We start from the raw sequence: 14,143 nt of genomic DNA, 5'->3' as shown, positions 1-14,143 counted from the left end.
TCGACTTTATTCTCTGCCTGATTCGAAATTTTATCCGCAGGCTTACAAATAAAAAAAACGCCGCATTAGCGACGTTTCACTTCATTTATCCTTGCTGGCGGACTGCCTTCTTCCATTTCCCGCATCCGCAGCCTTTCTTCTTTACCGCGGAGGTTCCTACCTTAGGTACCGGCTGAATGACTTTTCTTTGTCCTTTCACTATTCAGGTCCTCCTTCCTTCCCCAGATGCTATACTTTATGAAAAAGGGAGGAGGTTTGTCTATTATAAATGTCCTCACTCGTCAGATGGTTAGAAACGGACGATTTTGATCCCTTTGATTTGTTTAATCGGATGTTTAATCCACTTCTTCCCGAACGCCACCTTTATATAGACAAATTCTCCTTTAACCTTTTCAACCGTTCCCCTCAGCGTCTTCTCCTCAATGAAGAAATCACAGATGGGTCTCGGCATCAAGGCTGGTATTTGAGCCAAGTAACGAACCAATTCATCCTTAGTCATATCCTCTAGTTTCTTGCGCTTCGTACCATTCAGGTAAGAGGTCGCCTCATCAGCATCCAAAAGTTCAGTACGTTCATCCTTCTTTTTCTCTACACCGAAACTTAGCACTGTCGGCACCTCACCCCCATCAAATGGCACCCCCTCCACTTTCGAATCGCCTTCAGCTCGTTCCATCATCTCCTTTGCTGCCAAATTCGTAAAAAAATCATCAATCTCCACTATTTCTTCTTCCATTATGCGTAATTTTAATTGTTCTTTATCAAGCCAGGCATTGGCCGGCAGTATCCCTTCTTGCTCATGTTTATTGCTCATCATATACCCTCCTGACCCGCGAACTTTACCTACTCATTCATATGCGCAAAAGCCTAGGAATATTTCCAAGCTGCAAAGAACGAAAAAAACGCCCGGCATGACAGTCCCATACACGAGGCGTTTCTTATTTTATTGCTGCTTCATTTTCGGATCGAGAGCATCCCTCAGTCCGTCTCCTAATAAGTTAAACCCAAGTACAGTCAGCATGATGGCAAGACCTGGGAAGAAAAGCGTACCAGGTGCCTGAACGAGATATCCTTTCGCATCCGCCAGCATTTTCCCCCATTCTGGTGTAGGAGCCTGAGCGCCAAGCCCAAGGAACCCTAGTGCTGCTGCTTCAATAATGGCTGTCGCTATAGCCAATGTTCCTTGAACAATAATCGGTGTGATGCTGTTTGGCAAGACATGATGGAAGATAATCCGGCTATCTGACATTCCCAGTGCATTCGCTGCCAATATGTATTCCTCCTGCTTTACGCTTAGTACCCTCGAACGGATTAACCTTCCGAAGGTCGGAATATTAATTACCGCAATCGCGATAAGGGCATTTTGAAGAGATGGTCCCAAAATAGATACAATCGCAATCGCGAGCAAAATACTTGGAAAAGCAAGCAGGATGTCAAAGAACCTGGAGATGACCGTATCGATCAAGCCTCCATAATAGCCCGCAATAAGACCAAGCATAGCCCCGATAATAACGGATCCTAAAACGGAAAAGAATCCTACCCAAAGCGAGATTCTTGCCCCATGGATGACACGAGACAGAATGTCCCGCCCAAAGTCATCTGTTCCAAACCAATTATCGGCCGATGGAGGCAGTAATCGCTTGGTTAAATCTTGCTCATTGATGCCATAAGGCGCTATGAACGGGGCAAATATCGCCAATAACACGAAGAAGAGAACAATGCCGAGACCAACAAGCGCTAAGCGGTTTCTCTTAAAAATAATCCAGGCCTCAACCCAGGGAGACTTCGGTTTTGTATCAAGCTGTAATTCTGTCTTTCCAGCCAACTCCGCCACTATATTCACATCCTCTATTTGGAGTATTTTATTCTTGGATCCACTAGTGCATAGAGAAGATCGACGATTAAATTAATAAATACAAAGGCTGTCGCAATCAAAAGAATGCCTGATTGTATAACCGGATAATCCCGATAATTAATCGCATCATATAAGTATCTTCCAATCCCAGGCCATGCGAAAATCGTCTCAGTTAAAATAGCTCCCCCGAGAAGAAGGCCTGTCTGCAGTCCAATAACGGTCAGGACAGGGATGAACGCATTTTTTAAGGAGTGCTTGTACACCACCCAAAACATGCTAACCCCCTTCGCCCTTGCTGTACGGATGAAGTCAGATTTCATCACTTCCAGCATCGTAGAACGGGTCATTCTGGCAATTATGGCCATCGGGATCGTTGCAAGCGCAAAGCTTGGCAATATCAAATGCTTAACAGCTGTGACAAATTGCCCGAAATTGCCTTGTATCAACGTATCAATTAAATACAAATTGGTAATCGAATCAATCGGATCACGGACATTCTCCCTTCCAGAGGTCGGAAGCCATCCTAATTGGATAGAAAACGCCCACTGCTCCATTAGTCCCAGCCAAAATATTGGCATTGACACACCAATCAATGCCAATACCATCGCCAAGTAATCAAACCAAGAATTTGAAAACCATGCACTGATAATACCGGCGTTGACGCCAATAAACACTGCAAGCAGCATAGCAACAAACGTCAGCTCCAATGTTGCGGCGATATAGGGCCACACTTCCTCTGCAATTGGTGTCTTCGTCCTTAAAGAGGTTCCCAAGTCACCGGAGAATAATTGTTTTATGTAATCGAAATATTGGATATACCAAGGCCGGTCAAGCCCTAGCTCCTTCGTCAAATTGGCAATCGCATCAGCCGTCGCCCGTTGACCGAGAATGACCTGAGCAGGGTCACCTGGAATCGCCCGTACAATTGCAAAGACGATGATCGTCATGCCAATCAAAACCGGTATAACGGATAATAATCTCCTAATCGTGTAAGATAGCATGTCACTTTACCCCCATAATGAAAGGGACAGCCCAATAGATTGTCATGCTTATCGGGTGCCCCTTCCTCATAAACTTTTACTTAAACTCTACGGTTTTGAAATAATCAGAGCCAGTTGGATGCGGCACAAAGCCTGAGATATCCGCTGCGGCAGCTAATAATGGTGTAGAGTGAACGAGTGGAATCCATGGAGCATCTTCGTGAATGATTTCTTGTGCTTGCTTATATAGTTCATTCCGTTTTTCTTGGTCAACTTCTGTTTGTGCCTCAATCAAGATATCATGGAGCTTATCATTGGCATAGTAGGAATAGTTATTGGACCCAATGGAATCCTTATCTAGCAATGTGTAAAGGAAGTTATCCGGGTCACCATTGTCACCAGTCCATCCGAGCATATAAGCTGGGTAATCCCCTGCAGCTGCCTGGTCAAGATAAGTTGCCCAGTCAACCGTTTTAATTTCTACGTCTACGCCAACTTTGCCCCAGCTTTCTTGGATAACTTGAGCAATTTTATTTCCTTCAGGGATATATGGACGTGCAACTGGAATCGCCCATAGCTCTGCCTTAAATCCATCCGGATAGCCTGCTTCTGCGAGCAATTTCTTGGCTTTATCCAAGTCAAACTCATAATCAGAGATTTCATCATTGTAGCCTTCAATGGAGTCAGGCATCGGGTTCTTTGCCGGCACCGCTAGTCCAGAATAGAAGGAATCAATGATGGATTGTTTATCTACTGCATGGCTGAGCGCTTGACGCACTTTGACATTATCAAATGGTTTTTTCGTCACATTGAAGCCAACATAGCCGACATTCATTGCCGGTCGCTCAATTGCTTGAAGATTGCTGTCAGATTTGATCTTCTCCAAGTCAGTTGGATTTACACCATCCATTAAATCAATCTCACCTGTAGATAATGCATTCAATCTTGCAGAGTTATCAGGAATAACTTTGAAGATCAATTGGTTTAATTTTGGCTGGCCATCCACATAATAGTCTTCGTTTTTCTCTAGAACGATGCTGTCATTTGCCTTCCACTCAGCAAACTTAAATGGTCCTGTTCCTACTGGGTTTTTGCTGAAATTCTCATCGCCCTGCTCTTTAAGCGCTGTAGGGCTCGCAATTCCAAAGCTGCTCATTGCCAGGTTCTTCAAGAAAGGAGCTTGCGGGCGCTTCAGCGTAAATTCTACTGTATATTCATCCGTTGCTTTTACCTCTTTAATGACATGCCCTTCATCCCCTTTGTAGCCTCCAAACATCGTGTAATAAGGGAATTGCTCTTCATTGCCGTTCATCCAGCGTTCAAAGTTAAAGACGACTGCTTCTGCATTGAAATCAGTTCCATCATGGAACTTAACATCCTCACGAAGCTTGAGCGTGTACTTCAGCCCATCCTCTGACGGAGTCCACTTCTCTGCAAGTCCAGGATGAAGAGTCGTATCCTGCTCTCCATACGTCAATAGCGTTTCAAATACGTTAATGGTTACTTTATAAGATTCCCCTTCCGTTGTTGTGATTGGATCTAAAGAGGTAGAATCCCCGCCGCGGCCATATACAAGTGTATCCTTCTTATCGCCGCTTTCGCCTGATTTTCCTTTTGTTTCCTCATCACCTGAACTACAGGCTGCTAGAAACAAACTGGCAATCATGATGCTTACCATGGCTAGCAATAGCTTCTTTTTCATCAAACGTGTAACCCCCTATTTTTTGATTTTATTATCATTGCTGATGGCATCATCATATAGATGACATGCAGCATAATGACCCTTCTCAACATCCTGATAGACCGGATGAATGGATTTACAGGCATCCATAGCATAGACACAGCGAGTATGAAACGCACAGCCGCTTGGCGGATTTGAAGCGCTCGGAATATCACCAGTCAATTCAATTCTCTCCCTCTTAATATCCGGGTCTGGAATGGGAACGGAGGAAAGAAGAGCTTTCGTATACGGATGGAGCGGATTTGTATACACCTCTTCACTATCAGCCAATTCAACCAATTTCCCGAGATACATAACACCAACGCGGTCGCTGATATGCCGAACAACTCCAAGGTCATGCGCGATAAATATATAGGTCAGGCCAAATTCAGCCTGGATATCCTTAAGTAAATTCAAAACCTGTGCCTGAATCGAAACATCGAGTGCTGAAACAGGTTCATCAGCGATAATTAATTTCGGCTTTGTCATCAAGGCACGGGCAATTCCAATTCTCTGACGCTGTCCGCCGCTGAATTGATGCGGATAGCGGTCCAAATGATATGTACTTAATCCAACGACATCCATCATTTCCCGGATGCGTTTTCTGCGTTCCTCTTTATTACCGACTCCATGGACAATTAGCGGCTCCTCTAAAATCTTCTTCACCGTATGGCGCGGATTCAAGGATGCATAGGGATCTTGGAACACCATTTGGATATCACGTCTAACAGCCTTCAGCTCACTTTTGGACATCTTCATAATTTCCTTGTCCTCAAAGACGATACTTCCTTCGGTCGGATCCATCAATCTCATCAGGAGGCGTCCTGTCGTCGACTTGCCGCAGCCGCTCTCCCCAACAATCCCTAGTGTTTCTCCCTTTTTCACGTAAAAGGAAACATCGTCTACTGCCTTCACCTCGCCTTGCTTGCGGCTGAGGATTCCTCCATTGATTGGGAAATACTTCTTCAGGCCATTAACCTTTAATAACTGCTCCGTCATGAGCCGCTTCCCCTCCCTCTCCTTGATATAACAGGCATCTTACCATCTGCCCCTCATTTGAGATTTTCTGCAAGGATGGAGACACGGTACCGCATGCCGGCATGGCATATTCACAGCGCGGTGCAAACACACAGCCATTATCAATGGTACCTGGCTTAGGCACATTGCCCGGTATGGAATACAGCTTGCTGTCCTTTTGACGAATATCAGGCACAGACTTTAGCAGCCCCTTTGTATATGGATGTTTCGGGTTCTTAAATATATCCCTGACATTCCCCTTCTCCACAATCTTGCCTGCATACATGACGAGCACTCGGTCGCATACCTCTGCAACAACCCCAAGATCATGCGTGATAAGAATAATCGATGTATCTGTCTTTTCATTTAAATCCTTCATCAATTTCAAAATTTGCGCCTGAATCGTCACATCAAGTGCTGTCGTCGGCTCATCGGCAATCAATATATTCGGCCGGCACACCATGGACATCGCAATCATAACCCTCTGTCTCATCCCGCCTGAAAGCTCATGGGGATAATTTTTCATCATACTCTCAGCCCTTGGCAAACCAACCTGCTTTAACATCGCCACACATTCAGCAAATGCCTTTTTCTTATTCGTATCATGATGGAGCCGATATGCTTCTGTCATCTGCTGTCCAACCGTAAACAACGGATTCAAGGAAGTCATCGGCTCCTGAAAAATCATTGAAATTTGGTTTCCCCGAATCTTTCTCATCTTCGTCTCCGGCAATTTAAGCAAATCCTCACCGTTAAATATGACTGAAGAAGCAGAATCAACGATTGCCGGCGGCTTAGGCAATAGTCCCATAATTGATAAGGACGTCAGACTCTTCCCGCTCCCTGATTCTCCAACAATCCCGAGGATTTCTCCTTTTTTTAGCTGAAAATCAACCTTCTCAACCGCAGGAACCTCTTTACCATCTGTCCGAAATGAGATTGTCAATTCTCTTACATCTAAAACCACAGAGTCCCCCAAACAATTCCCTCCTGCACATTATGTATTATTATTTGAGTAATATAAATTATTAAAATATTATGATTTATTATGTCACAGGTTTTGAAAAATGACTACAATTTATTTGATTTTTTTACTTTACTTACCAATTTTTCTTTGTCTTTCCCTTTAATAAAATAGTGTAATAGTCTGTCTATTTTTATGGTTAAAAGAAGAGATTCATGCATAAAACCCTAGGAGAATGTTAGTAGGTTGATAGTAGATTTGACTAAGCGAAAGGGGGGGATAAGCTCGACTTACTGGCTTTCTCCCGCACTTCCACCACCTCTCCTATGCGCAGCATGGGCGTGGGGTGGGTTATGAATGGCTCTTCCCACCCTTCTCGCACCCTTCCACCACCTCTCCTATACGCAGCATGGGCAAAGGGTGGGACTTGCGTGGCTCTTCCCACCTTTCTTCCACCCTTCCACCACCTCTCCTATGCGCAGCATGGGCAAGGGGTGGGATATGCGTGGCTCTTCCCTCCTTTCTCCCACCCTTCCACCATCTCTCCTATGCGCAGCATGGGCGTGAGGTGGGATATGCGTGGCTCTTCCCATCCTTCTCCCACCCTTCCACCAGTTCTCCTATACGCAGCCTGGGCAAGGGGTGGGATATGCGTGGCTCTTCCCACCTTTCTCCCACCCTTCCACCACCTCTCCTATACGCAGCCTGGGCAAAGGGTGGGATATGCGTGGCTCTTCCCACCTTTCTCCCACTCTTCCACCACCTCTCCTATACGCAGCATGGGCAAAGGGTGGGATATGCATGGCTCTTCCCTCCTTTCTCCCACTCTTCCACCACCTCTCCTATACGCAGCATGGGCAAAGGGTGGGACTTGCGTGGCTCTTCCCTCCTTTCTCCCACCCTTCCACCACCTCTCCTATACGCAGCCTGGGCAAGGGGTGGGATATGCATGGCTCTTCCCTCCTTTCTCCCACTCTTCCACCACCTCTCCTATGCGCAGCCTGGGCGTGAGGTGGGATATGCGTGGCTCTTCCCACCCTTCCACCACCTCTCCTATGCGCAGCATGGGCGTGAGGTGGGATATGCGTGGCTCTTCCCATCCTTCTCCCACTCTTCCACCACCTCTCCTATACGCAGCATGGGCGTGAGGTGGGATATGCGTGGCTCTTCCCTCCTTTCTCCCGCACTTCCACCACCTCTCCTATGCGCAGCCTGGGCGTGAGGTGGGATGTGCGTGGCTCTTCCCTCCTTTCTCCCACCCTTCCACCATCTCTCCTATACGCAGCCTGGGCAAGGGGTGGGATATGCGTGGCTCTTCCCTCCTTTCTCCCACCCTTCCACCATCTCTCCTATACGCAGCCTGGCTGTGAGGTGGGTTATGCGTGGCTCTTCCCATCCTTCTCCCGCACTTCCACCACCCCTCCTATACGCAGCATGGGCAAGGGGTGGGATATGCGTGGCTCTTCCCATCCTTCTCCCACTCTTCCACCACCCCTCCTATGCGCAGCATGGGCGTGAAGTGGGATGTGCGTGGCTCTTTCCTCCTTTCTCCCACTCTTCCACCACTCCTATGCTCAGCATGGGCGTGAGGTGGGATATGCGTGGCTCTTCCCATCCTTCTCCCACCCTTCCACCATCTCTCCTATGCGCAGCCTGGGCAAGGGGTGGGATATGCGTGGCTCTTCCCACCTTTCTCCCACTCTTCCACCCCCTCTCCTATACGCAGCCTGGGCAAAGGGTGGGACTTGCGTGGCTCTTCCCACCTTTCTCCCACTCTTCCACCACCTCTCCTATGCGCAGCCTGGGCAAGGGGTGGGCTATGCATGGCTCTTCCCACCTTTCTCCCACCCTTCCACTACTCTCCCATGCATGCTTAGAATGAATAACCAAATAAAAAAGGAGAAGCCACTGCTTCTCCCTTTCTGGACCAATCTATTATAAACTCAAAATATGGAATCCTGAATCGACATGTATGTTTTCTCCTGTGATCCCTCTTGATAACGGGCTAAAGAGGAATAGGGCTGTGTCTCCGACTTCTTCTTGTGTGACTTGTCTTCTGAGCGGGGCTTTTTCTTCGAATACTTTACGAATGGTATTAAAGTCGCCGACTCCTTTGGCTGAGAGGGTCCGGATGGCTCCTGCAGAGATGGAATTTACACGGATGCCGGATGGTCCGAGATCATTGGCCAAGTATTTAACGCTTGCTTCGAGGCTTGCTTTTGCAACTCCCATAACATTGTAGTTCTGGACAACTCTTTCTCCACCTAAATAAGTGAGAGTGACGATGCTCGCTCCTTCATTCATCATGTCCCGGGCAGCCTTGGCAACGGCAGTCAGTGAATAGGAGCTGATGTTTTGAGCTAATAAGAAGCCTTCTCTGTTTGTATTTAAGTATTCGCCTTTTAATTCTTCTTTGTTGGCGAAAGCAATGCAGTGAGCGATTCCATCGATTTTTCCGTATTTTTCGCGGATATCGGCGAAGCATCTTTCGATTTCTGCGTCGCTTGTGACATCACATGGAAGGACATAGGTGTCTTTCCCTCCCTCTAAGCTGTCGACTAATTCATGTACTCCCTTTTCCATCCGTTCACCGGCGTATGTAAAAATCAGTCTGGCCCCAGCTTTATAAAGGGCAGTCGCAATTCCCCATGCGATGCTCCGTTTATTGGCTACTCCCATGATGACAATTGTCTTATTATCCACATTCACGTTCATAAAAGGAATCCTCCCCATAATTAATACATATTATTAGTACCTGATACTAATTTATACTAATAACCATCTTCATGTAAAGCCTATTTCCTAAATTATCCTAGGCGACTCATGAAAATGGTGGCCATTCCGAAATAAATGACGATACTGATTAAGTCATTGATTGTGGTGATAAAAGGTCCTGAAGCTACAGCCGGGTCGATTTTGAGCTTATTCATAACCAGCGGCACAAGGCTGCCCGCTAATGTAGCCACCATTAGGGAAACAAGAATGGAATTACCGACAAGGATGGCTAGGAAAAGATCATCCTGCCAGGCAAAGACAAGGATTGTCACGAGAATTCCGCATGTAACACCCGTGATAAGACCTGTACCTGCTTCCCTCAACAGGAGGAGCCATTTATTCTCTTCTGCAATTTCGCCAGTGGCAATCCCGCGCACGATGACGGCAAGGCTTTGTGTTCCTGTATTGCCTGCCATCCCTGCAATCAATGGAATAAAGACTGCTAAGATTGCTTTTTGAGATAGAGCACTCTCAAAATGACTAATTAGGTTTGCTGTGATCAATCCGAGGAACAATAAGATAATCAGCCACGGTAATCGTTTTCGAGCAGAGGAAAGCGGATTGGTATCTAGCTTTTCCATTTCAGATACCCCTGCTAGCTTGGAATAGTCGTCTGAGGCAATTTCGTCCATAACATCCATGATGTCATCAACTGTAATAATTCCGACCATATGCAATTGGAAATCGACGACGGGTAATGCCAGGAAATCATAGTCCCGCATCATCCTTGCAACTGTTTCCTGATCATCACTTACTTTTGCATAATGGACTTGCTCATTCATCAATTCAAAGATCCACGTATCATCAGCAGCGACCAATAAATCACGCAAGGATATGACTCCAGTGAGCTTATTCTGGTGGTCAACGACATAAATATAATAGATTAATTCAGCATCCAATGCCTCTTTTCGAAGCATTTGCATTGCGTCCCTGACCGTCTGATTCTCTGAGACGCCAATGTACTCCGTTGTCATGATGCTTCCTGCGGTTGAATCCTCATAATGAAGGAGATGGCGAATGGGTTCTGCTCGGTCCTTATCCATCAGCATTAAGTAACTAATGGTCTGCTCCTTTTCTAAATTCTCGAGCAAGTCAACAGCGTCATCCGTATACATATCGGCAATCACAGAAGCAGCATAATTTGGGTCCATATCGCTTAATGCATCCTCTAGCAGCTCTGTCTCATCAAGGAGGTTCCCCATTATTTCCGCCATTTCTTCCGGTGATAGATAATAAGAGACAATAGTCCTCTCTTCTCGGTTTAGCTGCCTGTATATTTGGGATTGGTCATATGGGTGGAGGGTTAAATATTGCTCCCTGAATCTGTCATATTTTCCCTCTGCCAGCAATGCCCCATACACGTCTGTCAAAACCTTATGGTCGTCCATTGGATTAGCCTCCTTTCGTGAATACAGTATTGTTCATTTTGATTCATGCTAGTTGAACGATATACTATTTCTATATGATTCATTTACCAAAAAAGGGTTTAGTTGAAACAAGCAATCACTGGGAAGGATATAGAGAAGTGGATGGGAGGGTCAATGATGTATGATTGTATCGGAGATGTGCATGGATGTTTTGACGAATGCATGCAGCTATTGAAAAAGATGGGCTATCTCTTTGAGGATGGAATGCCCTATCATCCAGAAGGGTATCTGCCTGTATTTGTTGGGGACATTACAGACCGCGGCCCTGAATCCGTTAAGATGATTGAATTTGTTTGGGAGCTTGTTATACAGCAAAAAAAAGGCCTGTATGTGCCTGGAAACCATTGCAATAAATTATACCGGTATTTCCTGGGGAATAAAGTACATGCTACCCATGGATTGGAAACTACCGTTGCTGAACTTGAAGCCTTAGATTCGAAAACAAGGAAAAAAGTCGGAAAAAAATTCATCCAGCTATATGAGGAATCACCGTTATATCTCGTCCTTGATAAAGGAAATCTTGTCATCGCTCATGCCGGTATCAAGAAGGAACTAATTGGAGTAAAGAATAAAAAGGTGCAAACCTTCGTTCTTTACGGTGATATAACGGGCAGAAGTCTTCCGGATGGACGTCCAGAGCGTCTCGATTGGGCCTTGAAGCATACAGGCAATCCGATGATCGTATATGGCCACACACCTGTTTTAGAGCCGAGAGTGAAGAACAACACGTATAATATTGATACAGGAGCTGTTTTTGGAGGGAAATTGACGGGTCTTCGTTATCCGGAGAAAACCTTTTATCAAGTGAATTCTTCTCTTCCATTTGTGCCTGAGAAATTTCATGTTTATAGCGAATGAGAAAAGAGCTGAATGGGACCGCTTCCCTTTCAGCTCTTTCTTCTTTTCTTATTCGCTGATCAAGCAGCTCATATCTGGTGAAAGGACGCTCTCAAACCGCATTTGTTCACCCGTGATTGGATGATTGAATGTCAAGAAACCGCAATGGAGTGCCTGCCGATTGATTAAAGCCCTCGATCCGCCATATAGATCATCCCCGAGTAAAGGATGTCCCATGTGTGACATATGAACCCGTATTTGATGGGTGCGACCTGTCATCAATTTCAAGTGGAGCAATGAATAGGATGGATAGTGCTGAATCGTTTTGTACAGGGTCAACGCAGCTTGACCGTCTGGACGGACCTCTCGCTTTATAATACTGTCAGCCATACGGCCAATCGGCCCTTCCACACGGCCTTCAGGAGGATGGATATGTCCTTCAATTAAGGCATAATATTCCCTTGATACGGACTTCTCCTTCTGGAACAGACTAAATAAGTGATGGATATGCCGATGCTTAGCAATCAGTACCAATCCAGATGTATCCCTGTCAAGCCTTGTTACAATATGGACAGCCGCCTGATGCCCAATCTGCTCATAATAATGAACAATAGCATTGGCGAGGCTTTTCGTTGGATGTTCCCGAGAAGGAATGGTATTCATGCCTGCCGGCTTCTCAATGACCAGTACATAATCATCCTCATATTTAATGGTCAGCGGGAGATCATCTCCCTTCATCTTTTCACTGCATGCTTCAGGTGGATATTGAACGATAATCCTATCATCAGGCTGAATGATATACCGAACATTTTCAATGCACCCATTGACCATGATCTTCCCGCCCCTAAACTTGATATCAGTCAGGGCCGCCTTGGAGATTTTTTTACGGTTTAGAAATTCGCGCAGGAGCATTCCCTCCTCCTCCTTTGCAGCAGTGAATTGTAACATAAACGGCTTTGCCATCAAACTCATCCTTTATCTTCAAATCTTTCTTTACCTCATGAAAAAAGGGCCGAATGACTCGGCCCCTGCTAATCAGTCTGTCACAAAGGAATCGCGAACTCTTCTCCAGAAAGGGAATGGCCTGAAGCGTGCAAACCTGATACGTTCATCAGCCACTCGAAATTGAATGGATTTCACGTCCTTATGCAAAAGACTTAAATGATCAATCGTAATTTGGAAATCATCGCTTGTCACCGGCTTCAGCATGCAGGTATGATGCCCTGGCAGAATAAGCGGTGACCCGATTGTCCGAAACACCCGATTATTGATGGAAGCCATCTCCGTCAATTGAATCGCCGGAATGGATGGGTGAATGATGGCACCGCCCAATGCTTTATTGTAGGCAGTACTGCCTGAAGGCGTTGACACACAAAGCCCATCTCCTCTAAAGCGCTCAAAGGACTGTCCCCTAATTTCCACATCCATGACAAGGGTACTGCCCACACTTTTTACGGTCGATTCATTCAAGGCTAAGTATTTCGACTCCCTGCCCCCATGGCTGTAACGGACCGTCACTTCAAGCAGCGGATACTCAACCGTCTGATACGGCGTTTTTGCGATTGCCGTCGCAAGCTTTTCAATCTCCTCAGGAATCCAGTCCGCATAAAAGCCTAGATGGCCTGTATGAACACCGACAAAGGCAGTCCGATTAAGACGGGAGCTGTACCGGTGGAAAGCGTACAGCAATGTCCCGTCACCGCCTACGGAAATGACAATATCCGGTTGGTCTTCATCATAAATGACCCCGAGACTGTCCAGCTGATCTTTAATTTTTTGCATTAGTTCATTTGATTTAGTATCACCTTTTGACGTGACAGCATACTTCATATTCATCCCCACCTGTTAAGTGTTTTTCCCCCTCTTTTTCACGACATAAGCTTGGGCTTCCTGAATTTCAAGCTTAATCTGGGTCATTTCCTCATCCATGTGAAAGGCAGCCTCTGCAAGACTCTCAAGCCTTTTCTTCAATATTTCCGGGAACTGTCCATTGTATTTATAATTCAGCGAATGCTCAATTGTCGCCCAAAAGTTCATGGCAAGCGTCCGGATTTGAATCTCCGCCATGATTTTCTTTTCGCCATGAATGGTTTGAACCGGATATTCAATGACGACATGATAGGAGCGATACCCGCTTGCCTTTTTATTGGTGATATAGTCCCGTTCCTCGAGAATGGTGAAATCGGTTCGCTGCCGAAGCAGAAGAACGACCTGTTTAATATCATCGACGAATTGGCACATAATCCTCAATCCAGCTATATCTTGGATTTCTGATTCTAATTTATCTTCGGGTACATGCTTTTGATATGCTTTATCTAGAATACTTGCAACTGGCTTAACCCGTCCAGTCACAAACTCAATCGGAGAATGCTCGTTTTCCAAATCAAATTGAGACCGAATGCCCCTTAACTTAATTTTCAATTCATCAACTGCCTGTTTATACGGGGCTAAAAATTCATCCCAATTTCTACTCATGGACTCCACCACCTGGATTACTTTTCATAAACAATACCTTAGCGAGCTGGATACGGTTCTGTCTTTATCTGTTCTATTCAAAATTAGCCTATGGCT

At 45.7% G+C, this 14,143-nt stretch carries 12 protein-coding genes; 1 reads left to right on the top strand and 11 read right to left on the bottom strand.

Translation table 11 applies throughout. From position 1 onward, the window contains the following. Window positions 1–289: 289 nt before the first annotated feature. The 8 genes from ACY8DX_RS05655 to mgtE form a co-directional block, all read right to left on the bottom strand. Window positions 290–814, bottom strand: coding sequence for a CotO family spore coat protein (locus ACY8DX_RS05655; protein ID WP_462406339.1), 525 nt, complete (start codon window positions 812–814; stop codon window positions 290–292). Between the two features lie 126 nt (window positions 815–940). Continuing rightward, window positions 941–1,831 carry an ABC transporter permease gene (locus tag ACY8DX_RS05650; RefSeq protein ID WP_462406338.1) on the bottom strand — a complete coding sequence of 297 codons (891 nt, stop codon included), beginning with the start codon at window positions 1,829–1,831 and terminating at the stop codon, window positions 941–943. A 14-nt stretch (window positions 1,832–1,845) separates the two neighbouring features. Beyond that, window positions 1,846–2,853 carry an ABC transporter permease gene (locus ACY8DX_RS05645; protein WP_439802515.1) on the bottom strand — a complete coding sequence of 336 codons (1,008 nt, stop codon included), beginning with the start codon at window positions 2,851–2,853 and terminating at the stop codon, window positions 1,846–1,848. Between the two features lie 76 nt (window positions 2,854–2,929). Beyond that, the gene (locus ACY8DX_RS05640; RefSeq protein WP_049671747.1) at window positions 2,930–4,534 is read right to left on the bottom strand and encodes an ABC transporter substrate-binding protein; all 1,605 of its coding nucleotides are present in this window, start codon (window positions 4,532–4,534) and stop codon (window positions 2,930–2,932) included. 15 nt (window positions 4,535–4,549) lie between these two features. Continuing rightward, window positions 4,550–5,551 carry an ABC transporter ATP-binding protein gene (locus ACY8DX_RS05635; RefSeq protein WP_439802513.1) on the bottom strand — a complete coding sequence of 334 codons (1,002 nt, stop codon included), beginning with the start codon at window positions 5,549–5,551 and terminating at the stop codon, window positions 4,550–4,552. Then, window positions 5,526–6,548, bottom strand: a complete 1,023-nt coding sequence (locus ACY8DX_RS05630; RefSeq protein WP_439802512.1) for an ABC transporter ATP-binding protein — start codon at window positions 6,546–6,548, stop codon at window positions 5,526–5,528. Before ACY8DX_RS05630 ends, ACY8DX_RS05635 begins: the two co-directional genes overlap by 26 nt. 1,920 nt (window positions 6,549–8,468) lie before the next feature. Next, on the bottom strand, window positions 8,469–9,248 hold the full coding sequence (gene fabI, locus ACY8DX_RS05625; RefSeq protein WP_439802333.1) for an enoyl-ACP reductase FabI: 780 nt from the start codon (window positions 9,246–9,248) through the stop codon (window positions 8,469–8,471). Window positions 9,249–9,340: 92 nt separating this feature from the next. Continuing rightward, a complete protein-coding gene (gene mgtE / locus ACY8DX_RS05620; protein ID WP_462406337.1) occupies window positions 9,341–10,696 on the bottom strand; it encodes a magnesium transporter in 1,356 nt (451 codons plus the stop codon). A gap of 153 nt (window positions 10,697–10,849) precedes the next feature. On the opposite strand from mgtE, the gene prpE reads away from it, so the two are divergent. Then, window positions 10,850–11,593 carry a bis(5'-nucleosyl)-tetraphosphatase PrpE gene (gene prpE, locus ACY8DX_RS05615; protein WP_439802334.1) on the top strand — a complete coding sequence of 248 codons (744 nt, stop codon included), beginning with the start codon at window positions 10,850–10,852 and terminating at the stop codon, window positions 11,591–11,593. Between the two features lie 48 nt (window positions 11,594–11,641). Here the strand turns inward: prpE and ACY8DX_RS05610 are convergent, their stop codons facing one another. The 3 genes from ACY8DX_RS05610 to ACY8DX_RS05600 form a co-directional block, all read right to left on the bottom strand. Beyond that, window positions 11,642–12,535, bottom strand: a complete 894-nt coding sequence (locus tag ACY8DX_RS05610; RefSeq protein WP_049671755.1) for an RluA family pseudouridine synthase — start codon at window positions 12,533–12,535, stop codon at window positions 11,642–11,644. Between the two features lie 72 nt (window positions 12,536–12,607). Then, window positions 12,608–13,402: an NAD kinase gene (locus ACY8DX_RS05605; RefSeq protein WP_439802331.1), complete on the bottom strand. Its 795-nt coding sequence runs from the start codon at window positions 13,400–13,402 to the stop codon at window positions 12,608–12,610. 15 nt (window positions 13,403–13,417) lie between these two features. Continuing rightward, on the bottom strand, window positions 13,418–14,047 hold the full coding sequence (locus tag ACY8DX_RS05600) for a GTP diphosphokinase (protein ID WP_049671757.1): 630 nt from the start codon (window positions 14,045–14,047) through the stop codon (window positions 13,418–13,420). Window positions 14,048–14,143 lie beyond the last annotated feature (96 nt).

It is taken from the genome of Gracilibacillus sp. Marseille-QA3620 (assembly GCF_054950035.1).
The sequence above is the reverse complement of the archived record's forward strand: the minus strand, read 5'-3'. Positions and strand labels throughout refer to the sequence as shown.

Coding starts and splice junctions, on each gene's coding strand:
- ACY8DX_RS05635 (WP_439802513.1), bottom strand. CDS start 5,551: ATGACGGAGCAGTTATTAAAGGTTAATGGCCTGAAGAAGTATTTCCCA.
- ACY8DX_RS05605 (WP_439802331.1), bottom strand. CDS start 13,402: ATGAAGTATGCTGTCACGTCAAAAGGTGATACTAAATCAAATGAACTA.
- ACY8DX_RS05645 (WP_439802515.1), bottom strand. CDS start 2,853: ATGCTATCTTACACGATTAGGAGATTATTATCCGTTATACCGGTTTTG.
- fabI (WP_439802333.1), bottom strand. CDS start 9,248: ATGAACGTGAATGTGGATAATAAGACAATTGTCATCATGGGAGTAGCC.
- ACY8DX_RS05640 (WP_049671747.1), bottom strand. CDS start 4,534: ATGAAAAAGAAGCTATTGCTAGCCATGGTAAGCATCATGATTGCCAGT.
- ACY8DX_RS05610 (WP_049671755.1), bottom strand. CDS start 12,535: ATGGCAAAGCCGTTTATGTTACAATTCACTGCTGCAAAGGAGGAGGAG.
- prpE (WP_439802334.1), top strand. CDS start 10,850: ATGATGTATGATTGTATCGGAGATGTGCATGGATGTTTTGACGAATGC.
- ACY8DX_RS05655 (WP_462406339.1), bottom strand. CDS start 814: ATGATGAGCAATAAACATGAGCAAGAAGGGATACTGCCGGCCAATGCC.
- ACY8DX_RS05600 (WP_049671757.1), bottom strand. CDS start 14,047: ATGAGTAGAAATTGGGATGAATTTTTAGCCCCGTATAAACAGGCAGTT.
- mgtE (WP_462406337.1), bottom strand. CDS start 10,696: ATGGACGACCATAAGGTTTTGACAGACGTGTATGGGGCATTGCTGGCA.